Annotated in this window: 20 protein-coding genes; 13 read left to right on the top strand and 7 right to left on the bottom strand. The window is 61.9% G+C overall.

Annotation, left to right across the window (positions count from 1 at the left end; translation table 11 throughout):
- Together NW809_RS02885 and NW809_RS02880 are read left to right on the top strand one after the other, a co-directional pair.
- Positions 1–1,222 (top strand): HDIG domain-containing metalloprotein (locus NW809_RS02885; RefSeq protein ID WP_414401486.1); only part of this gene is annotated, 1,222 nt, incomplete at its 5' end.
- A gap of 180 nt (positions 1,223–1,402) precedes the next feature.
- Positions 1,403–2,626, top strand: coding sequence for a glycosyltransferase (locus tag NW809_RS02880; RefSeq protein ID WP_414401485.1), 1,224 nt, complete (start codon positions 1,403–1,405; stop codon positions 2,624–2,626).
- Between the two features lie 139 nt (positions 2,627–2,765).
- On the opposite strand, the gene NW809_RS02875 is transcribed toward NW809_RS02880, so the two are convergent.
- The 3 genes from NW809_RS02875 to ffh form a co-directional block, all read right to left on the bottom strand.
- Entirely contained in the window at positions 2,766–4,637 is a 1,872-nt protein-coding gene (locus tag NW809_RS02875) for a peptidoglycan D,D-transpeptidase FtsI family protein (RefSeq protein ID WP_414401484.1), read from the bottom strand.
- Positions 4,638–4,726: 89 nt separating this feature from the next.
- Complete coding sequence (locus NW809_RS02870; RefSeq protein ID WP_011429948.1) at positions 4,727–5,182, bottom strand: tRNA (cytidine(34)-2'-O)-methyltransferase; 456 nt, start codon at positions 5,180–5,182, stop codon at positions 4,727–4,729.
- Between the two features lie 9 nt (positions 5,183–5,191).
- Positions 5,192–6,643 carry a signal recognition particle protein gene (gene ffh, locus NW809_RS02865; protein ID WP_414346866.1) on the bottom strand — a complete coding sequence of 484 codons (1,452 nt, stop codon included), beginning with the start codon at positions 6,641–6,643 and terminating at the stop codon, positions 5,192–5,194.
- Positions 6,644–6,809: 166 nt separating this feature from the next.
- Between ffh and NW809_RS02860 the strand changes: the two genes are divergently transcribed.
- From NW809_RS02860 to NW809_RS02840, 5 genes are all read left to right on the top strand, one after another.
- Positions 6,810–8,258: a carotenoid oxygenase family protein gene (locus tag NW809_RS02860; RefSeq protein WP_414401483.1), complete on the top strand. Its 1,449-nt coding sequence runs from the start codon at positions 6,810–6,812 to the stop codon at positions 8,256–8,258.
- Positions 8,259–8,788: 530 nt separating this feature from the next.
- Positions 8,789–9,589, top strand: a complete 801-nt coding sequence (locus NW809_RS02855) for a hypothetical protein (protein WP_414401482.1) — start codon at positions 8,789–8,791, stop codon at positions 9,587–9,589.
- Positions 9,590–9,672: 83 nt separating this feature from the next.
- Positions 9,673–9,957: a hypothetical protein gene (locus NW809_RS02850; protein ID WP_011429944.1), complete on the top strand. Its 285-nt coding sequence runs from the start codon at positions 9,673–9,675 to the stop codon at positions 9,955–9,957.
- Positions 9,958–10,043: 86 nt separating this feature from the next.
- Complete coding sequence (locus NW809_RS02845; RefSeq protein WP_414401481.1) at positions 10,044–11,771, top strand: ABC transporter permease; 1,728 nt, start codon at positions 10,044–10,046, stop codon at positions 11,769–11,771.
- Between the two features lie 18 nt (positions 11,772–11,789).
- The gene (locus NW809_RS02840) at positions 11,790–13,163 is read left to right on the top strand and encodes a nitrate/sulfonate/bicarbonate ABC transporter ATP-binding protein (RefSeq protein ID WP_099812237.1); all 1,374 of its coding nucleotides are present in this window, start codon (positions 11,790–11,792) and stop codon (positions 13,161–13,163) included.
- Between the two features lie 262 nt (positions 13,164–13,425).
- On the opposite strand, the gene ndk is transcribed toward NW809_RS02840, so the two are convergent.
- The 3 genes from ndk to NW809_RS02825 all read right to left on the bottom strand — a co-directional run bounded on the left by ndk (position 13,426) and on the right by NW809_RS02825 (position 15,201).
- Positions 13,426–13,875, bottom strand: a complete 450-nt coding sequence (gene ndk, locus NW809_RS02835) for a nucleoside-diphosphate kinase (RefSeq protein WP_011429941.1) — start codon at positions 13,873–13,875, stop codon at positions 13,426–13,428.
- A gap of 74 nt (positions 13,876–13,949) precedes the next feature.
- Positions 13,950–14,609 (bottom strand): HupE/UreJ family protein, encoded by a 660-nt coding sequence (locus NW809_RS02830; protein WP_414347757.1) that lies wholly within the window; start codon positions 14,607–14,609, stop codon positions 13,950–13,952.
- 79 nt (positions 14,610–14,688) lie between these two features.
- The gene (locus NW809_RS02825) at positions 14,689–15,201 is read right to left on the bottom strand and encodes a hypothetical protein (RefSeq protein WP_041438215.1); all 513 of its coding nucleotides are present in this window, start codon (positions 15,199–15,201) and stop codon (positions 14,689–14,691) included.
- A gap of 73 nt (positions 15,202–15,274) precedes the next feature.
- On the opposite strand from NW809_RS02825, the gene NW809_RS02820 reads away from it, so the two are divergent.
- The 5 genes from NW809_RS02820 to NW809_RS02800 all read left to right on the top strand — a co-directional run bounded on the left by NW809_RS02820 (position 15,275) and on the right by NW809_RS02800 (position 20,169).
- Entirely contained in the window at positions 15,275–15,607 is a 333-nt protein-coding gene (locus tag NW809_RS02820) for an MGMT family protein (protein ID WP_414401480.1), read from the top strand.
- Between the two features lie 212 nt (positions 15,608–15,819).
- Complete coding sequence (locus NW809_RS02815) at positions 15,820–17,769, top strand: bifunctional metallophosphatase/5'-nucleotidase (protein ID WP_414401479.1); 1,950 nt, start codon at positions 15,820–15,822, stop codon at positions 17,767–17,769.
- 151 nt (positions 17,770–17,920) lie between these two features.
- Entirely contained in the window at positions 17,921–19,111 is a 1,191-nt protein-coding gene (locus NW809_RS02810) for an FAD-dependent oxidoreductase (RefSeq protein ID WP_414401478.1), read from the top strand.
- Positions 19,099–19,296, top strand: coding sequence for a sulfur carrier protein ThiS (thiS, locus tag NW809_RS02805; protein ID WP_011429935.1), 198 nt, complete (start codon positions 19,099–19,101; stop codon positions 19,294–19,296). Before NW809_RS02810 ends, thiS begins: the two co-directional genes overlap by 13 nt.
- A 45-nt stretch (positions 19,297–19,341) precedes the next feature.
- Complete coding sequence (locus NW809_RS02800; RefSeq protein WP_041438213.1) at positions 19,342–20,169, top strand: thiazole synthase; 828 nt, start codon at positions 19,342–19,344, stop codon at positions 20,167–20,169.
- 22 nt (positions 20,170–20,191) lie between these two features.
- Here the strand turns inward: NW809_RS02800 and NW809_RS02795 are convergent, their stop codons facing one another.
- Entirely contained in the window at positions 20,192–20,824 is a 633-nt protein-coding gene (locus tag NW809_RS02795; protein ID WP_414401477.1) for a class I SAM-dependent methyltransferase, read from the bottom strand.
- A gap of 200 nt (positions 20,825–21,024) precedes the next feature.
- On the opposite strand from NW809_RS02795, the gene NW809_RS02790 reads away from it, so the two are divergent.
- Positions 21,025–21,559: M50 family metallopeptidase (locus NW809_RS02790; RefSeq protein ID WP_414401476.1), on the top strand; the 535-nt coding region annotated here is incomplete at its 3' end.

The following is a 21,559-nucleotide window of genomic DNA, read 5'->3' as shown; positions in this document are numbered from 1 at the left end:
GGTTTCCCTGACTGCTCCCCTGTTGGCGGCCTTGTTCAAGCTGGAGTTCAGCTCTTTGCCGGCGGTGGGGCTGTTGCTGGGCAGTTTTTACGGGGCTGGGCTGGGCCTGGTGGTAGTGGTGGGCCAGGCGTTGTTTTTGCCCTTGGTCTCTGCTGCCAACCTACTCACCTTTGTGCCCTTACTTTCCGGCAGTGTGGTGGCCTGCGCCCTGGCCGGGCGCTCGCGTTCCCGCGAAGAGCTGGCCCTGCTGGGAGGAGGGGCGGCGGCAGTGCAGATGCTCACCTATGCGGCTGCTAGCTTGACCACAACGGGCGGCATCGACCTATTGGCGATGGCCTTGGGGGGAGGGATCACGCTGGGGTGGAGCATTGTGGCCCTGGGGGCCAGCCCCTACCTGGAGCGCCTGTTCGACCTAGCCACCCCCATTCGCCTCATCGAGTTGAGCAACCCCAACCGCACCTTGCTGCGGCGGCTGGCGGCAGAGGCCCCTGGCACCTTTCAGCACACCCTGTTTGTGGCCACTTTGGCGGAACGGGCCGCCCAGAAGTTAAACCTCAACGTGGAGCTGGTGCGCACCGGCACCCTCTACCACGACATCGGCAAGATGTTGCAGGCCCGCTACTTCATCGAGAACCAAATGGGCGGCCTCAACCCCCATACGCAACTGGACGATCCCTACCGCAGCGCCCAGATCATCAAAGCGCACGTCAGCGATGGGCTGCGCCTGGCCAAGCAATACAATCTGCCCACCGCCGTCCAAGCTTTTATCCCTGAGCACCAGGGGACGATCCTGATTGCTTACTTTTACCATCAAGCCCAGATGAAAGCCGGAGATCAACCGGTGCCCGAGGAGCCGTTCCGCTACGATGGCCCCATCCCCCAGAGCAAGGAGACAGGGGTGGTGATGCTGGCCGATGCCTGTGAGGCGGCCCTGCGCAGCATGACCCTGAGCGACGGCTTCGGCCCTGAGGTGGTTGAGCGGGCTAAGGCCGTTGTCCGCAAAATCGCCCAGGCCCGTTGGCAAGATGGCCAACTGGTCGATAGCGGTCTGACGCTGCGGGATTTGGAGGTGGTGGCAGACGCTTTTGTGGAGGTGTGGCGGGAATCCAACCACGAGCGCATTCCCTACCCCAGTCCTGCCCCTGCCCTGCCCTCGCCTGAGTCCGACGCTGCCCAGGCCCAGATGCCCGTGCTGATGACTCCTTCAACGGGATCTCCCTAGCCTCGGCGAGCTGAGTAGGTCGAGAAAAGTCTAGTCCCAGAGCTCATCCATCGGTACGATAAGGGATCATTTGCGCCGGTGGCGCGTGGCGCTGTTGCGAAGCGACACAGCTCCAAGTTTGACCTGCACTCAAGCTCTCCGCTTAGGATCCGTTACCCTCGTTTTTGGATGGCCTGCTGAATGCCTCATGTAGCTCCTGCTTCGTCCACCCATCTGCAAGCTTCGGCAGTCCCTATTCAGATCCCGCCGCTCTCTCAACCCAGCTCTGTCCAACTTTCGCTGGTCGTTCCCACCTATAACGAGGCCTCCAGCATTTGCAGCCTGATCCGGCAGTTGTGCGCCCACCTCGACACGATTCTACCGGGAGCCTACGAGCTGATTGTGGTGGACGACAACAGCCCGGATTACACCGCCAAGTTGGCCCAGGAACTGCAAGAGGAGCTTCCCCAACTCAAAGTTATCTGCCGCCAGCGGGAACGGGGCCTGGCCACGGCTGTGTTGCGCGGATGGCAAGCGGCCCGCGGCGAGGTGCTGGGGGTGATGGACGGGGATCTGCAGCATCCGCCGGAGATCATTCTCAAGCTATGGCCTGCCATCCAAGAGGGAGCAGACCTAGTGGTGGGCAGCCGCTACGTGGGGTCGGGGGGGGTGAGCCACTGGAACCTGGGCCGGCGCCTCGTCTCTCGGGGAGCTCAAGCCATCGGGCTGGTTTTGCTGCCAGGGGTTTTTAGGCGGGTGTCGGATCCGCTCAGCGGGTTATTTCTGGTCAGACGCCAGGCCATTGCCGGGATCCCGCTCAGCCCCAAGGGTTACAAGCTGCTGATCGAGGTGCTGGCACGGGGCCGGGTGAGAACCATTGCTGAAGTCGGCTACATCTTTCAGGAGCGCCAAAACGGCGAGAGCAAAATTCAACTGCAAACCTGTCTTCAGTATCTCCACCATCTCATTCACCTGCGCTTCTCGCTAGGGCAGGTGGGAGCCTTTTTGCGCTTCAGCACAGTCGGCCTGTCAGGCACGGTGGTGGACATGGTTTTGCTCTATTTGTTACACGACCCGGCCAACTTAGGATGGGATCTCATCACGAGTAAGCTGATCGCTTCGGAAATGGCCATTCTCAATAACTTCCTGTGGAACGATCTGTGGACGTTTCGCCATGTTACCCGATTGCAGCCGGGCCTCTCGAACCGCCTGAAGCGGCTGGCCAAGTTTAATATGATCTGTTTGATCGGCCTGTTTCTTAACTCTTCGCTGGTGATTTTGCTGAGCGAGCGCTTGGGCATTCACTATCTGTTGGCCAACTTAATTGCGATCGGTATTGTTGTATTCTGGAACTTCTACCTCAACTCCAAGCTGAGCTGGAAAAGTGCAGAGGCTAAGCTGGATCCCGGGGGCGACAAGTCTTGAGCGTCTGGTTATTTCAGACCCAATTAAGACACTCCTGAAGCGCTCTGCTCCAGTGCCCTCATCCTCAACTCCTCTCCCAAGGAGTTAAGGATCGGCTTCTCGATCGGTTCCATTGCCATTGGATAGAGATCAGGCCATGTCAAGGGGAATTGGGACGGATCCCCTCTAGGGTGATGATCTCCTGGATAACCGAGCGAACCACAGGAGCCGCCGTTGTCGATCCGAAGGCATCTTCCCCCTTGGGCTCGTCGATCACAGCCAAAATCACATACTGAGGACGAAGGGCTGGGAAATAGGCCACAAAACTGGTGATGCGCTTGCCAGGCAGATAGCCTCCCCGCGGCCCTGCCTTTTGGGCCGTGCCCGTCTTGCCGCCGATTTCATATCCCTCGATCTTGGCCGATTGCCCGGTGCCAAAATCCACCGCATCTCGCATTTGGATGCGCACCGCCAGGGTAGCCTGCTCCGACAGCACCCGCACCGGCTGGGGTTGCGGGGATCCCCAAACCAAGGTGTCTGTATCCTTTTCGACCAGACCGCGCACCACGTGGGGCCGCACTTTCAGCCCGCCGTTGGCGATGATGCAGTGCAAGGTGGCTAACTGCAAAGGCGTGAGGGCCAATCCCTGGCCAAAGGCGACGGTGGCCCGCTCCACCGGTACAGTTACAAATTGCCGCAGGGGCTTCAGGCGGCTGGGCGGCTCAAAGGGCAGATCGACACCGCTGCGCTCGTTCAATCCCAGCCGCAGGAGGGCATGGTAGTACTGGCGGGGATCCAGCTTTTGCATCAGGTGCACCATGCCTACGTTGCTAGACAGGCGCAGAACCTCGGTAACGCTCAGCCAGCCATGGGCACCCCGCTGGCGGTAGTCGTGGTTTTGGATGGGCCAGCGACCAATCCAGATCTGCCCCGCGTCGTAGACCCGTTCGTTGGCCGTGAAGGCGCCGGCATCGAGCCCAATGGCGATGTTGATGGGCTTGAAGGTGGATCCCGGCTCGTACAAATCCGTAACAGCCCAGTTGCGAAAAAGGGCAGGGTCATACTCGAAGTAGCGGTTGGGATCGTAGGTGGGCTCGCTCACCAGGGCCAGGATCTCTCCCGTGTGAGGTTGCAGGACGATCACCGTGCCCCGTAGGGCTTGAAACCGTTCCAGTTGCGTTTTCAGGGCGGCGCGAGCAGCCCTTTGCAGCCGCATATCCAGGGTGAGTTGCAGCACCGTCTCGTGGGATTGCAACAGTCCTTCCGGCACTTCGGCCGCCAACAACTGGCCGTAGCCGTCGCGGGGAAGGGTAAGGTGCTGAACCGTCCGCTCCAGCAAGACCTGTTGAGAGTACTCCAGCCCCGCTTGGCCGCGGTGATCCAAATCCACATAGCCCACCACTTCGGCGGCCATTTCCTTCTGGGGATAGACCCGCTGCCGCTCGCTCACCAGCTCCAGGCCGTCCAGATACAAGGCCTGAATTTGAGTCGCCACTTCCGGCGACAGCCAGCGCTCCAGCCGTACCGCGTGAGTGGCCGACAACTGCTGGGTCAGTTGCTCAACTGGCCGCCGCAGCAGAGGGGCCAGAGCAGTGGCAATCTCCTGGGGGGTACGCTTGCCGAAGAGGCGGGGATGGGCCCAAAGGGTATAGGCAGGGCGATCTACAGCCAACAGCTCCGCCTGCTGCCGAGCTAAGGAGTGGCGGTCCACAATCGAGCGGCGGGGGATGAAGGGCCGGAGCTGGGCCCGCTGCTGGGCCTCGGCCCGCTTTTGTAAGAGCGGGCCCTGGTGATGTTGTAAATAGACCAAACGTGCCCCCACCCCCACCAGGGCGACAGCCAGAACCAGGCCCACCGCCGCGATGCGAAAGTTTAGTTGTCGGACTGTCGGGATCCGCTCCCCCAAAAGCCACGCCAGCCGGGATCCCTGGGGCCGGTGGCTGGGCGGCCAAGGGGGCCAAGCAGGTCTGCCCCGCTGCCGTTGGGCAAGTTGCCGGCTTCTCTGTCTGGTCTGCAAAGGTTGCTGGCCCAAACCGGCTCCAGACCTGTCTTCCACTGCCACTCCTGTGTAGATACCACCGTTAGTTTGCCGCCCATCGCCTTGTCCGGCCAGCTTTCGCCTCATTGGGTGGAAAATCCCTGTTGACGCAACGCTTCAAAGAGGGCGATCGCCACCGCATTGCTGAGATTGAGGCTGCGCACCGGCCCGCTCAGGGGGATGCGCACACTGGGATAGGTTTCCAAGAACATAGGATCCAGGCCACGGCTTTCGCTGCCGAACACCAGCCAGTCTCCTGGCTGATAGGCCACCTCGGTGTAGAGGGCCTTGCCGCGCACGCTAAAGCACCAGAACCGCGCCTCGGGGTGGGCTTGCACCAGAGCAGACCAAGAGGGATAGCGATGCAGTTGGACGTGCTCCCAGTAGTCCAGCCCCGCCCGCCTGAGGTAGCGATCCGAGAGGCGAAACCCCAAGGGATCCACCAGGTGGAGGGGCGTGCGGGTAGCTGCACAGGTGCGGGCGATGTTCCCCGTGTTGGCCGGGATCTCCGGAGCTACCAAAACAACATGGAAGGGCATGAGCCGCTCTCAATGGCTGCCAAACCCGCGGCTACCGCCTCCCTTTTTGCCCCCACCTTTGCCCGGCTTGCGGCTGGGCTGCTGTCGCGGCGGCGCTGCAGAACGTCCTCGCCACTGGGGGCCGCCCACCGGCAGTGGGCCTCGTCCACCCGGCATCCCTGCAAGGCCGCCCAGGCTCATGCTGCGCATCATGTCGCGCATGCGCTGAAAATCGCTCACCAGCCGGCTGACATCCTCCAGCTTGTGGCCAGAGCCCAGGGCCACCCGCCGCTTGCGGCTGACGCTGCGGGCCAAGAGATCCGGGTTGCGGCGCTCTTCGGGGGTCATGGAGTTGATCATGGCCTCGGCGCGGGCCAGTTGGTCTTGTCCTTTTTGCAATTGTTCCTCGCTGATTTTGCCCATCCCCGGCATCAGCCGCAGCAGCCCCGCCAGGGATCCCATGCGCTTGATCAGGCGCATTTGTTTGAGGAAATCGGTGAAATCGAACTGGGCGGTCATCATCTTTTCCGCCATCCGGGCGGCATCTCCCAGGTCGATTTCCTCCTGGGCTTTTTCCACCAGGCTGAGGATGTCTCCCATGCCCAAAATGCGCGAGGCCATGCGATCCGGGTAAAAGGGATCCAAGGCCTCCACCTTTTCGCCGACGCCGACGAACTTGATGGGCTGGCCGGACACCTGGCGAATGGAAAGGGCTGCCCCGCCGCGGCTATCGCCGTCCAGCTTGGTGAGGATGGTGCCGGTAAGACCCAGCCGCTCGTGGAAGGCCTGGGTGAGGTTGGCGGCCTCCTGCCCGATCATGGCGTCCACCACCAGCAGGATCTCGTGGGGCTGCACCGCCGCCTTGATCCGCTCCAGCTCCGCCATCATCTCCAGGTCGATCTGCAAGCGACCGGCGGTATCCAAGATAACGTAGTCGTAGCCCTGTTCCCGCGCGGCTGCCACTCCCTGGCGGGCGATCTCGACGGGATCCGTCTTGCCCAGGTCGAAGACAGGGATCTGAATCTGCTGGCCCAGGGTCTTGAGCTGGTCGATGGCCGCCGGACGATAGATGTCGCCGGCCACCAGGAGCGGCCTTTTGCCCTGCTTGCGCAAATACAAAGCCAGCTTGGCACAGGTGGTGGTTTTGCCGGATCCCTGCAGGCCGACCATGAGCACAATGGTGGGGGGCTGTTCCGCCTGGGCAATGGGCACATTCGCCTCCCCCATTACCTTCACCAGCTCGTCGTGGACGATCTTGATAAACTGCTGGTCTGGCGTCACCCCCAGGATGACCTCAGCTCCCAGAGCGGCCTGCCGCACGTCCTCGATAAACTGCTTCACCACCTGGAGGTTGACGTCGGCGTCCAACAGGGCGCGCCGCACCTCCCGCAGGGCTTCTTGGATGTTGGTTTCGGTGATCTTGTCCTGGCCGCGCAGTTTTCTCCAGGCCAGTTCCAACTTCTCGGAGAGGGCATCAAACATGAGCGCTGTTCATCCTGTCAAGGGCTGCTAGGGCATTTCCTACCATAGTTCAATTGGGGCAGCTCCATCTTGGGGATCCCGGCCCCAGCCGCTACCTGGGCCGAGAAAGGCTGGCTACTTTACGAAAGTTTAAGCAACAATAGAAGGCGTCGCTTGCAGACTGGCCATGGTCAGCGTCGCTTCCCGCTCCTACAGCACCACCGACTGGCAGTTGGGCTATCGCTCTTTACGCCAGGAGTATGACTATTGGGCGACGGAAATCGAGGGGCGGATCCCCGAAAGGCTGCAGGGAACCCTCTTTCGCAACGGGCCTGGCAAGCTGGAGGCGGGATCCCAGCGCTACGGCCATCCCTTCGACGGCGACGGCATGGTGTGTGCCATCACCTTTATTGACGGGCGGGTGCATTTCCGCAACCGGTTTGTGAGCACTCCCGAGTTTGAGGCCGAGGAGAAGGCGGGACGGGTGCTCTACCGCGGCGTATTCGGCACCCAGAAGCCGGGAGGCTGGTGGGCCAATTTCCTCGATCTGCGCTTCAAAAACCCCGCCAACACCAACGTTATCTACCAAGGCGGCAAGCTCCTGGCGCTTTGGGAGGCCAGCGCTCCCTATCGGCTCAACCCCGCCACCTTGGCCACCGAAGGGAGCGAGACCTTTGCCGGTGCCCTTGCCCCCAACCAGCCGTTTACGGCGCATCCCCGCCGGGATCCAGCCACGGGGGATCTCATGGCCTTTGGGGTGCAGACAGGACCTTCCTCCACGCTGCTGTTTTACCGCGTCGACGCCCAAGGAAGGCTGGTGGAAAAGCGGGACTACCGCCTGCCGGGTTTTGCCTTTCTGCACGACTTTGTCTGGACGCCCCGCTACTGGATCTTTTTCCAGAATCCGGTGGCCTTCAACCCCTTGCCCTATATGCTGGGCCTGCAGCCGGCGGGCACCTGCTTGACCCTAAAAAAAGGAGAGCCCACCCGCATTTGGCTATTTCCCCAACAGGGCGAGCCGCTGCAACTGCAAACGGAGCCGGGGTTTGTTTTCCACTTTGTCAACGGCTACGAGGTTGGGGATCAGGTGGTGGTGGATGCCGTTCTCTACGAAGCCTACCCTGCCCTGGAGCCAGGGGCTGACTACTTGCAAATTGACTTTGCCCAGGTGCCAGCCGGCAAGCTGTGGCGCTTTGAGCTGGATCCCAAGGCGGGCAAGGTTAAGCGGGAGCTACTGCTGGATCGCTCGGTGGAGTTTCCGGCTATCCATCCGGCCCGTATGGGGGGATCCCATCGCTACATCTACATTGGGGCTACCCATGCTCCCGGCCCCAACGCCCCCCTGCAGGCCATTCTCAAGTTGGACACGACAACAGGCCGCAGCGAGCAGTACAGCTTTGCCCCCCGCGGCTTTGTGGGAGAGCCGGTATTCATCCCTGATCCTGAGGACGCTGCAGAGGAAGCCGGCTGGATTGTAACAGTGGTCTTTGATGCCGCCAGTCAGCGCTCGCAGGTGGTGATCCTGGATGCCTCAGACCTGGCTGCCGGCCCGGTGGCGCGGATCCCCTTGCGGCATCACATTCCCTACGGCCTCCACGGCAGTTTCACCCCTCAGACATGGGTAGAGGCCAGATAGGGAAGGGATCTTGGCATGGCTGGGTTAGTCCCGGGCCGCCGGGCGCGAGCTGAGGAAAAGGTGCGGCTCTGTAGCTCAACATTCTGCAACCTGGGCCGGAGCAGTTGCTACTATCGGCTAGACTTCAGCTACAGTGTTGACAACCGCTGAACCGCGACTTGTTGGGCGCAGGCCTTGGGCGGGTCTGCTGAGCTGACGGGAGGAAAAGAGGAAGGCTGGTAAAGCTCGGTGGTGTGTTGAGCGGGTCTTGGGTCAAGGGCAGAGGTAAGCCCTGTTTTGGCAACGGCAGATGTCTTGCACTGCCTCCCAGCGTCGTCGCCCACCGCTGGGCATTCTGGTAAACATCCTGGATTGACTGCAGCGGAACCGTTACGATGTCCTCAGATCTGAGACCTCCCCTTCGAATTGTACGGCCCCCCAGGCCCACCTCAACCAGCGAGCCCAGGGGATCAGCTCAAGATGTCGGGTCAGCTGCTGGTGGGGGCCAGCCTGTTGTCGCCGCCGCCGCTACGCTAGAGCAGAAGAAAGCGATGGAGAGAGAGCGACCTTGCCTGGAGCCCATCCCGCCGCCCGGGGAGAAGATGCAGTACCGGGCGATTGGCCTCATCGAGGGGCGTTACATTCCCTCGCCCAACCACTTCACTCGCGGGATTTTGCGCACCTCGGATGGTTTAGATCTCAATGCGGTACTGCTAGGCCGGGTGATGAGCCTGGTGCGCAAGTACCTGAAGCCGGAACGCAACTATTTGTGGGTGGTCTATCCCCGCACCCGCGACAAGAGCCAGGATCTGCACGTGCAGTTGATGGGGGTGTGGGCCCCAGAAGAAATGGGGCAAACTCTGCCAGAGGGATCCCGTCCGACGGTGGTGCCGGACTGGTTTTCCATTCGCGGCGAGGTCGTTTTCCAATCGCAGGAAAAAGGGTTCATTATCGTCAAAATCCGTCAATCCGGCAAAAAGAACTCCGCCGGCTCTTCCCCTCAGCGGGCCCAGACGGCCAAGGGCGCCGCATCGCCTGCGGCAACAGCTCCCAAGCCTCAGGCTTTTAAACTGCGCCTGATCGGATCCTTGCCGGGCAAAGGAGTGGGCATCTTCTGGGATCTGCAGGTGCGCCGCCGCGGATCCCTGCTCTACGTGGAGGCAGGAACTCCCATCGGTCCTGTGCTCAAGGCGCCGCCACGCCCGAAGCGTTCCACTCCCCGCCCCAAACTCAAGAAACACTCTCCCCCCTCCACTCGCGGGCAACAGCTAAGCTCAGCTCAACCTTATTCGCCCTCGGATCCTGCCAAAGCACCCAAGCCAGCTAAGCCGATCAAGAAAAAACGTCTGTAGCCTCCATTCCTGGATACGAAGTTGTCTCTACTGCACTTCTGATATTGACCTCGTTGTAATAAACCTTTCACCGTGGTTGCGACATGGCAGAGTCAAACCCCCCTCCCAACAAAGATGAATTTATTTCCCCTCGCTATCCCTACTGGGGTGAGATAAAGCCGCAGAACTTAATTTTCGATGCCAATCTCCAAGAATTTAGCAATAAGGTGTCGCTGATTTGTAGCTTAGAAACGGGGGGCAAGATCACGCCGGAAGAGGCCTATCGCCAAATTAAAGAGCTGTGGAAACAGCTCAAACAGACCAAAAAAGCCATCCTTGACGATCCCAGGTGGAATGAACCTCCTCCCGAGTTACCGGAGGAAGAGTAGCGGGCCGGATCCTCCAGTTCGAAGCGCTCCTAGCTTAACCGCAAACAGTGTACACTGGGGGCGGATGCCAGGCCCATTCAGGGGACATGCGGACTTTTCCTTCTCCGGAGGTGCTCCGTCGGCTGCCGGCTGGGGCTGCCGATGGGGCCATCATTTTGGGTACGTTGGTTCTCCTGGGCTTGGTGGCGCAGGTGGGGGCAGGGACTTTTGAGCGGTTTCAGCCGCCGGCGGTGGTACCTCATATCGACTTGGATCCGCGCAACCTGCCCTACTACGCCGCCCGCTCCACCTTGCGCATGTTCATCGCCCTCGCCTTTTCCACCCTTTTTACCCTGATCTACGGGTATATCGCCGCCAAAAGCCGCTGGGCGGAGCGAATTTTGATCCCTTTGCTGGACATCCTGCAATCGGTGCCGGTGTTGGGGTTTCTCTCCATCACCGTTACCGGCTTTATCGCGCTTTTTCCCGGCAGCCTGCTGGGGCTGGAGGCAGCTTCTATCTTCGCCATCTTCACCAGCCAGGTCTGGAACATGACTTTTTCTTTTTACCAATCCTTGCGCACCCTGCCGCAGGAGCTGGTGGAAGCGGTCACCCTCTACCGCCTATCCGGCTGGCAGCGCTTCGTCCAGTTGGAAGTGCCTGCGGCGATGGTGGGCCTCATCTGGAACGCCATGATGAGTTTTGGCGGGGGGTGGTTCTTTGTGGCCGCCAGCGAGGCCATCAGCGTGCTCAACCAGGAATATACGCTGCCGGGGTTGGGATCCTATGTGGAAGCTGCCGTCCAGGCGGAAGATCTGCCCAAGTTGGGTTGGGCGCTTTTGACCATGGCGGTGGTGATTCTGCTGGTGGATCAGCTCTTTTGGCGGCCTCTGGTGGCCTGGTCGGATAAGTTTCGCCTGGAGCAGAGCGCCGGCGCGGCTGCCCCGGAGTCGTGGCTGTACGATCTGCTAACCACGGCGCGGATCCCACGGCTGATTGGCAATTGGCTAGCTCCCTCCAGAGAATTGGCGGATCGGCTGTTGTCCCATTTAACTCGCCTGCGCTGGGGGGATCCACCCAATCCAGAGGCGGAGCGACGCCGCGAGCGGCTGTTGACTCAGCTCTCTTGGGCTGCCATTGCCGGGATCGGGATTTGGATTGTTTATTTTGTAACCACCACCGTGGGCTTTGGGGAGGTGCTGCTGACCTTTGGGCTGGGGATCCTCACCCTGCTGCGGGTCAGCGTGCTGTTGGTTTTCGCCACCGTGATCTGGACGCCGATTGGGGTGGCCATCGGCTTTAATCCAGGCCTGGCGAAGCTGCTGCAGCCGGTGGTGCAATTTCTGGCAGCTTTTCCGGCCAATTTCCTCTTTCCGTTTGCCACCTTGTTTTTTATCCGCACCCAGATCAGCATTGAGTGGGGCAGCATTTTGCTCATGTCGCTCGGTGCGCAGTGGTACATTCTTTTCAATTCCATTGCCGGCGCCCAGAGCATCCCCACCGATTTGCGCGAAATGGCCGTGGATGTGGGCTTGCGGGGATGGCAGCGCTGGCAAAAGCTGATTATTCCGGGGATCTTTTCCGCCTGGGTTACCGGGGGGATCACGGCCAGCGGCGGGGCTTGGAACGCTAGCATTGTCTCGGAGATCGTGGCCTGGGGATCCACCACTCTTAAGGCTAGAGGATTGGGCACCTATATTGCGGAAGCAACGGCGGTGGGAGATTGGCCCCGCATCACTTTGGGCATTGGCATGATGAGCTTGTTTGTGGTGGGCATCAATCGCCTTTTCTGGCGGCGGTTGTATCAATTGGCGGAAGAAAAATATCACCTTTAATCTTTGAGGCCATCTGATATGAGCTCTGCGGCTTCTCCGGTTCTGATCGAGGTTGAGAAGGTCTACAAGCGCTTTCCTTTGCCGGAGGGCAAGGGCGAGTTTACAGTTTTAAGCCAGATCGATTTGCAAGTGCGGGCGGGGGAAGTTTTGGCTTTGTTGGGCCGCAGCGGCAGCGGCAAAAGCACCCTGCTGCGCATCATGGCGGGCCTGATCCCGCCTAGCGAAGGGCGGGTGTTGAGCAATGGCCGACCCCTGCGGGGCCCCAACCCGGATGTGGCCATGGTGTTTCAGAGTTTTGCTCTCTTGCCCTGGCTGACGGTGCAAGAAAATGTGGAGCTGGGGCTGCAGGCTCAAGGGATCCCGCGCCAGATCCGGCGGCAAAGGGCCCTCAAGGCCATCGACCTGGTGGGCCTGGATGGGTTTGAGAACGCCTACCCCAAGGAACTCTCGGGGGGCATGAAGCAGCGGGTGGGCTTTGCCCGCGCCTTTGTCTTGGAACCCAAGGTGCTGTTTATGGATGAGCCCTTCAGCGCCCTGGACGTGCTGACGGCGGAGAACCTGCGGGGGGAGATCGACGAGCTGTGGAACACCCAGGCTTTCCCTTCCCAGAGCATTCTCATCGTTACCCACAACATCGAAGAGGCCGTGTTTTTGGCGGATCGGGTGGTGATCCTGGGATCCAACCCGGGGCGGATCCGGGGAGAGGTGAAAATCGACCTGCCGCGGCCCCACGAACGTACGGATCCCCGCTTCAAGTCCTTGGTGGACTACATCTACGAGATCATGACCAATCCGGAGATCCCGGTCACCGGCGAGGTGGCTGTCCCCAGCCGGGTGGGCAGCAGGGCACCCTCTCCCTACGCGCTGCCCCTGCCTCATGCGCGGGTGGGCGGCATCAGCGGTTTGCTGGAGCTGATTGTGGAATGGCCGCAGGGACGGGTGGAGATTGCCGAGCTGGCCGAGCGGCTGCAACTGGCAGTGGACGATCTGCTGCCGATTTTGGATGCGGCGGTGCTGTTGGGCTTTGCCGAGGTAACCGGCAGGGTGGTACAACTGACCGAGATCGGCCAGGACTTTGCCAACACCACCATCTTGCGCAGCAAGGATCTCTTCCGACAGCAGCTTTTGGCACGGGTGCCGGTCTTCAAGAGCATCCTGCAGACTCTGGAAGAAAAAAACAGCCGCTCCATGCGGGCGGACTTCTTCTTGGATCTCTGGGACGAACATTTTCCCCACGAGGAAGCTGAACGGCAGTTTGCTACAGCCGTTGACTGGGGCCGCTACGCGGAGCTCTTTGAGTACGATGCTTCGGAAGAGCGGCTGTATCTCCCGGATCCCAGCGAAAGCTCCGCCGCTTCTGAGCCCGTCGGCCTCGATTCCCGTTCTGGCTAGGGCCGGCTTGGCTCTGCCTTTTCCAGAGCTGTGTTGTAGGGCAGAGGTACGATGCCTGTCTCAGAAAGCCCAAAGATTTATAGCCGTTTCAAACAAAATACATAAGACACCACCCAAGCACCCCGCGCCGCTACCTTCACCCCCAGCTCCTCCCCCTGTGGGAGAGGGGAGCCCCGGAGCGCTGCACAGTTTTCATCTCTAGCTTCTGTTCGAAGGGAGAAGAGAGCTAGGGATCGACGCGACGAACCATTTTGCTGCCGCCCTACTCATAAATCCAGCTTTGGGTGGCGGGCGTCCAATTTACCAGCTCAGATTCCTGAAACCAAAGGGCGATCTCCCGTTGGGCGGTCTCAGGGCCATCGGAGCCGTGGACGAGGTTGCGGCCTATGTCGATGCCGAAATCGCCGCGGATGGTGCCCGGCTCGGCGTCCAAAGGGTTGGTCTTGCCGATGAGCTTGCGGGCGGCGGCAATCACCCCTTTGCCCTGCCAGACCATGGCCACCACCGGCCCCGAGGTGATGAACTTCACCAATCCGGGGAAGAAGGGGCGCTCCCTGTGCTCGGCATAGTGGGCTTCCGCCAGCTCTTGGCTCACCTGCACCAGTTTCAGGCCCACCAACTGGTAGCCTCGGCTTTCCAGGCGCTGGATGATGCTGCCCACCAGCCCCCGCTGCACGCCGTCTGGCTTAATGGCGATAAAGGTGCGCTCCATGGGATCTCCCCTTGTTGTTACTAATCTTCACCGTTATCCTTGTACCGGATTGGGGATCCCCAGTGCAAGGGTGTCTAGGATCCCACCACGGCCAAGGCCAGGAAGCCACTCCCCACCACCGCGATGGCCCAGCCGGCCCAGCGCAGCAAGCCCGGGATCCGCGACCCCCAGGTTTCAGCCGCCCAGAGGGCAAAAAGTGCCACTCCGTACTGAACCAAGCTCAAGCCCAGCAAATAGCCCAGCCAAGGCATGGGTTCGGCGCCGATGATCGCCTCGGCATAGGCATAGCCATGGAATAGCCCCGCCAGGGATCCCCACAGGAGCAAAAGCCAACTTGGGATCTGCCGCGATTGGGCCAGCAGCAGGCCAAAGAGCACCACCGAGCTGGCGATGACCAACTCCGTCAGCCCCAGGGGATCCCAGCCGGCCAGGTGGATCCCGGTGCCCAGCAGGCTGGCCAGCACAAAGCCCAGCGGGATCCCGTAGCGCCAGGGTTGCCTTGCCGCAATTAAGCCAATGGCCACCACAAAGGCCAGGTGATCTGGGCCGATCACCGGATGGGCCAGGCCCGACAAAAACCCCTCCCACCCCGTGGCGGGCAATCTCCCGCCCAAGGCGTGGTGGGCAAAAGCCGGCCCAGAGGCCAGCCAGGCGATCCCCGCCCCCAGTCCAACGGCCCAGCCGCGGCCCACCTGAGCAGGCAAGGACAAAGGTCGCTGCCACTGCCAAGACATGCTTTTTGCTACCTCACGATTGAACCTATGCGAATGGGTCTAAGCTTGCTGTACCAACAGGCGGGTTTTCTGGGCAAGTTCAAAGGCGCTCGCTGTACCCTTGCAAGTTCTCCGGCTCAAATTGGCGCAAGATCCGCGTGGCCTCGCGCAGGCGGGTTTCGTTCTCTTCCTCCACAATGAGCACGTATTTGCCCGCATTGAGACGGTTGCGGTAGGCCAAAGCATCGCCGGAGCCACTGGTCAGGCCCACCCCGCCCCCGACAAAAAAGCTGCCCATGGCCCCGCTCAGCGCACCCAGCAGGCCGCCGATGAGGTGGTTGCCCAGGGATCCCGCCCAGGCAAAGGTATCCAGGCCGCTGAGGACGCTGAACCCCACCCCGGCCAAAAAGCCAAAGGGCACCAGCCAGATGGCCAGGCGCTGCATCTGGCGGCGGGCCGCTTGGGCCGGATCGATCAGCCCAAACTCGTCCGCCGTTTTGTAGCCTCGCCCCAGTAGGTGCAGCCGCTGCAGGGGAAAGCCAGCCTGTTCCAGGGCGCTGTAGGCCGCCTCGGCAGCCATGCGATCCGGCAGTACTGCAATGAGGTAACTCATAGGTAGCTCATGGGATAATCTGTGCCCGTCATCGGCCAATTCCATTGTCTCCTGAGTTTGGGGAGGGATCCCGGTGGCCCAGTCTGTCAGCCTCTACCAGCGCTTCTATGAGGTCGTGCGGCGGATCCCGCCAGGGCGGGTGGCCACCTATGGGCAGGTGGCGCGGCTGGCCGGCTACCCTGGCTACGCCCGCCAGGTGGGCTATGCCCTGTTTCGCCTGCAAGGCCACAAGACCGACATCCCCTGGCACCGGGTGATCAACGCCCAAGGGCGCATCTCCTACTCCCCTTTTCGCCTCGGCTACGACGAGCTGCAAAAAGTTCTACTCCAAGCCGAAGGGATCCCCTTCGACGCCGAGGGCCGGGTGGACTTGCAGCAATTTGGCTGGGATCCGCGGCAAACTTAACCTGGGCTTGACCCAATCTTAAACAGGCCATAGCGAAATCCCCCTCCCAGCCCTGGTAACGTGAACGCGGACGCGTCTTGTCTTGTGGATGGAGTGAAGGAATTGTCATGAAACCAGCTTGTCGCGCTCGAGGGTCTGCCTCTGCCAAGAGATGGCTTCCGGCTTGGCTGAACCCTCTGGCCAAGTCCCTGTGGGTTGGGCTGTGCTGCCTGGTGCTGAGCCTGGCCAGCGCCTGCGGTACCAGCAGCAGCTCAGTTCCCCCGTCCAGCGGCGGGGCAGGGTTTATCGCCTCGGATCCCAACGTCACCCTCTCCACTCAGCCGCCCGCTTTTACGCTGCAGATTTTGCACGCCAGCGACTTGGAAGCTTCCATTGCCGCCGTTCAGGATGCCCCCCGCTTCTCCGCCGTGGTCAACGCGCTGCGGCCCGCATTTCCCAACACGGTGGTGCTCTCCAGCGGCGACAACTACATCCCCAGCCCCTTCTACAACGCCAGCACGGATCCCTCGCTGCGGGGCCGGTATGACCGCACTCCTGGCAAAGCCGACATTGAAATCATCAACGCCATCGGCTTCGAGGCGGCTGCCTTTGGCAACCATGAATTTGACCAAGGCACACGCCAAATTCGCGACTTGATCCGACCCGACACCAGCCGCGGCTACGCGGGCGCCCGCTTTCCCTACTTGAGCGCCAACCTCAGCTTCAGCGGCACTGGCGAATTGACCAGCTCTGACTTTGCTGCCGATGGCCAAGAGGCCAGCTCCATCCGCGGCAAGATCGTCAAGACGGCGGTGATTACGGTGGGAGGGCAGCGGATCGGCCTGGTGGGTGCCACCACTACGCGCCTGGCCGCCATCTCTAGCCCTGGCCCTGAGGTGAGGGTGGAAGGCAAAGTGGACGACACCGACCAGGTGAATGCCGCCCTCATCCAGAACTTCGTCAACCAGCTCACCGGCCAGGGCATTAACAAGATCATCCTCCTGGCCCACCTGCAGCAGCTCCAAAACGAGGTAACCCTAGCCAGCCAACTGCGGGATGTGGACATCATCATCGCCGGCGGCTCCCACCGGGTGATCGCCAAGCCCACCGACCGCCTGCGCCCTGAAGATGTGCGCACAGGTGACTACCCCATCCTGCGCTCCTCGGCTAGCGGTCAACCGGTGGCAGTGGTGAACACCGGCGCCAACTACCGCTACGTGGGCCGCTTGGTGGTCGGTTTCGACGCCAACGGGGTGATTGCCCGCATCGATCCGGTGAGCGGCGCCTATGCCACCGACGACCAAGGGGTAGCAGCCGTGCGCGGCACCCCCAACCCCGACGTGGTGCGGATCGCCAACGAAATCGGCAACATCATCCGCGCCAAGGATGGCCGCACCTTTGGCTCTACCACCCAATTCCTCAACGGCCTGCGGGCCGAGGTGCGCACCGAGGAAACCAACCTGGGCAACCTCACGGCGGATGCCAATTTGGCCTATGCCAGAACGGTTGACCCCACCACGGTCATCTCCCTCAAAAACGGCGGCGGCATTCGCGCTCCCATTGGGGCTACCACCGGCGGTGGCGGCGGCGAGCCGGTGCGGCGGATCCCTCCGCTGGCCAACCCCGATGCCGGCAAGCAGGCGGGCCAAGTTTCGCAACTGGATATCGAAACTTCCCTTGCCTTTAACAACGGCCTGTCGCTGGTGACGGTTACCGCTGAGGAGCTGAAGCAACTGATGGAACATGGGGTGGCGCAAAGCCAGCCGGGGGCCACGCCGGGCCGTTTCCCGCAGATCGGCGGCTTTGCCTTCAGCTTCGATCCCTCGCGGCCACCGGGATCCCGCGTGGTCTCCTTGCGGGTGGACACGCCCACCGGCCGGGATGTGGTGGTGCGCAACGGCCAGTTGCAAGGGGATCCCCGCCGTACCTTCCGCCTGGTGACGTTGGGCTTTTTGGCCGACGGCGGGGATGACTATCCCTTTCCGCGCCTGTCTAACCCCAACCGGGTGAACTTGGCTCCCAGCTCCGGCAACAGCTTCGATACCCCCGGCAGCGAGCAGGATGCCCTGGCCCGCTACTTGCGGCAGATTGGCGTGTTTACCCAAGCCGACACTCCGGCTGCCCAAGATACCCGCATCCAGAACCTGTCGGTGCGCCAAGATACGGTGCTGCAGGGCTTGTAGGCTGGGCTACTCTCAACCGGTGGATGAAGCCAACCGCCCCTCTCCTCTCTGGGGAGAGGGGATGGTTTTAATGAGGAGCCATTCAGCATTCTCGACCCAATAGAATATGCCACCATAGTGCTGCGGGTAGCGCTAGACACGCCAACGCCCCATGAGCCTGTCAAACCCATCTTCTCTGGCCGCCCCCCCGCTCGCTTCTTGGAGAGTGCAGCCGGATCCCGTCCTCATCCTTGGAGCCGGTCTAATGGGGCGCCTGTTGGCTGCCACCCTGGTCGAGGTCGGGCATTCTGTGCGCATTGTGGAGGCAGCTTCTCCCACTGCCCCTGAGAGCAGCGCGGCCCATCTGGCTGCTGCTATGCTGGCTCCTCTGGCGGAGTCTGCCGTCGCCGAGGCCAGCGTAGTAGCGCAGGGGTACTATGCCCTCTCCCGCTGGCCCGCCCTTCTGGCCAGCCTGCCAGAGCCGGTTTTCTTTCAGCAGGAGGGCACTGTGATCCTTTGGCACCGCCAAGATGCCGGGGAAGCCAAGCGTTTCTCGGCCCTACTGGCTGCTGTAGGGGAACGCTTTCCCCATCTCCCCAAGCCTCAGCAACTAGATGCCCAGGCGCTGGCCGAGCTGGAGCCCTCGCTGGCCGGGCGATTTGGGCAGGGCCTGTATCTTCCCCAGGAGGGCCAACTGGACAACCGCCAACTGCTGGCTGCTTTGCTGGCCAAATTGCGCCAGCACGGGGTGGAGGTGGAGTGGGGCCGCCCCTGGGATCTGGAGCAGGCGCGAGCTTGGCAGGAGCAAACCGGCGGGTGGGTTTTGGACTGCCGCGGCCTGGGATCCCGAAAAGAATGGGGCGGACAGGCACCGCTGCGGGGAGTTAGGGGCGAAGTGGTACGTCTGTATGCCCCGGAAGTATCTTTGCGGCGCCCGACCCGGCTGTTGCACCCCCGCTACCCGATCTACATCGCTCCCAAGCCAGGGCACCTGTTTGTGGTGGGAGCTACCGAAATCGAATCTGAAGATCGCTCGCCGGTGAGTGTCCGCTCGGCTCTGGAGCTGCTCAGCGCCGCCTACGCCGTGCATCCTGCCTTTGCCGAAGCGCGTATCCTGGAGTTAGGCAGCCAATGTCGCCCCACCTTGGCAGATCATCTCCCCGCAGTGGTGGAGCGCTCCCCGCGGCTGTTGCAGATCAACGGCCTCTACCGCCATGGTTTCCTCATCTCCCCCGCCATTCACGATGCCGTTTTGGAGTACCTCCACCACGGCAGTTGCCGCTTGGCGCAGCAGCTTGGGATCCCCTTTCAGGTGCAGGCTGCCCCTCTTGCCGGTGAATCCCTATCGCCATGCGTGTCTTGATCAACCAAAAGCCTTACGATCTGCCGGAGGGCACCACGTTGGCCGAGGCGATAGCCCAGGTGGGGGCCAGCGGCCCTTTTGCGGTGGCGGTTAACTTGGAGTTTGTGCCACGCGACCGCTACGAGCAAACCCGTTTGCAAGAAGGCGACCGGGTGGAGATCGTCGTGCCGGTTGCCGGCGGCTAGTGCCCGATTGCCTCCCCTCAAATCCCGCATTGTTGCCCCTCAGCGATGTCCACTCTTCTTCCTGTCTCCCCTTCAACTCGGGCCGATGAGGATCCCTTGGTGCTCTACGGCCAAGCGCTGCCCAGCCGCCTGCTGCTGGGGACAGCCCGCTATCCTTCGCCGGCTATTTTGGAGCAGGCGGTGGCGCGGGCCCAGCCCTGTTTGTTGACCGTTTCCCTGCGGCGCCAGGGGGCGCTGGGGCCGGAAGCTTCCCAGGGGTTCTGGGCCTTGCTGCAGAAGCTAGGGATCCCGGTTCTGCCCAACACCGCCGGCTGCCACAGCGTGCAGGAGGTAGTCACGACGGCGGAGATGGCGCGGGAGGTGTTCGGCACCGACTGGATCAAGCTAGAGCTGATTGGCGATGACTACACCTTGCAACCGGATCCGGTGCAACTGCCCGCTGCCGCCGCCGAGCTGGTTCGGCGGGGGTTTAAGGTCTTGCCCTACAGCACCGACGACCTGGTGCTGTGCCAGCGGCTCTTGGATGCCGGCTGTGAGGTGGTCATGCCCTGGGCCGCCCCCATCGGCACTGGCAAAGGCCCCCTCAACCCCTACAACTTGCGCCTGCTGCGGGAGCGGATCGAGGCGCCGCTAATTGTGGATGCTGGACTGGGCCTGCCCTCCCACGCCTGCCAGGTGATGGAGTGGGGCTTCGATGGGGTGCTGTTGAATACAGCGGTGGCCCTGGCCCGGGATCCGGTGGCGATGGCCGAGGCCTTTGCGGAAGCGGTGCGCTCAGGCCGCCGGGCCTACTTGGCCGGCGCGATGACGCCTCAAGAAGCAGCTCAGCCCAGCACGCCAGTTCTCGGCACCCCCTTCTGGCACCAGGGCTGACTGCCGCTCTCAGGGGTGCAGCTCAGGCGGCAGGCTTTCGCGCCTGGATAACCTGCAGAGCTCCCCCAGCGTGGAGGGTCTGCCGGATGGATTGCCAACCCTGCTGCTGCAAATGCTCGGGCAAGTCCAGCTTGAGTAGCTCCCAGGCGGTCTCGGTTTCAAACAGGGCCAAAAAGAGGGCCAGCCCAGGCCAGATCAAGGGTTGTCGAGGCGCGTGCAGATCCAGAATCAAGAGTCCTCCCCCCGGCTTGAGCACCCGCCACACTTCCCGCAGCACCTGTTCCAGATCGGGGAGGGGCAGCTCGTGCAGGGCCAGGCTGGTGTGTACCCAATCAAAGCTGTCGGTGGGGAAGGGCAGATCCTGGGCAAAGGCTTCCACAAATTCGACGTGGGGGAGGCGCTGGCGGGCTGCCGCCAGGGCCTTGGGGGAAGCATCCAGCCCAACGACGTTTTGGCTCAGCTCGGCCAAGATCGGGGTTACCTCAGCGGGGCCACAGCAGAGATCCAACACCCGATCCTGGGGATGAATCTGGATCCCTTGTAGGGGCAATCGCCGCAATCGCTCGCGGCCCCCCACCGCCAGGGCCGCCGCGCGGCTGATGCTGCGGTAAAGCCAGGGAAAGCGGTAGCTCCAGTCGCGCAGGAAGGTGGCCATAAGCAGGGATCCCTGGGGGGCTTCTTCAACCTACCTGTGAGACGGCTCCCCTGTCTCCTTGCTGCCCCTCACCCCAACCTCTCTCTCGGAGGGAGAGGGGAGTTGGCCTGGCTATTTTTGCCTGAGGTGGAACTTTCTTCTGCTGGCAATCGTCTAGACCAGCAGGTCATCTTGGGCCTTTTCCCCACCCACCTGCTGGTATGACTCAGTTTGAGCTGCCTCCTTCCCCTTCTGCAAGGCCTGGCCGGCACAGCGTGGTTTGGCTGGTGGCTGCTGCCGGGCTGACGGTCTTGCTCTGGCAGTTTCCCTGGGGCAATTACCTCCTCTACCCCTTTACCCTGTTAGCCACCTGGTTTCACGAGATGGGCCATGGCCTGATGGCGCTGCTGTTGGGGGGAGAGTTTCATCGTCTCGAGATCTATCCCGACGGCTCGGGGCTGGCCATCCACAGTGGCCAGCTATTTTTGGGGCGGGTGGGGCGGGCCTTGGTAGCCGCTGCCGGGCCGATGGGGCCGCCGCTAGCCGGGGCCCTGTTCATCCTCACCTCCCGCCGCCGCGGCACAGCTCGGCTGGGGCTGGTGTTTTTGGGATCCCTGTTGTTGCTCTCGACGCTGCTCTGGGTGCGCTCTCCCTTTGGCCTGTTGTTCCTCCCGGCCATGGGTTTGGGCATCCTGGCAGTAGCTCGCTGGGCTTCTCCTTGGCTGCGGGGCTTTGCCTTGCAGTTTTTGGGGGTGC

Source organism: Synechococcus sp. WC101 (assembly GCF_047461555.1).
GTDB lineage: Bacteria > Cyanobacteriota > Cyanobacteriia > Thermostichales > Thermostichaceae > Thermostichus.
This window is presented reverse-complemented; position numbering and strand designations above follow the sequence as displayed.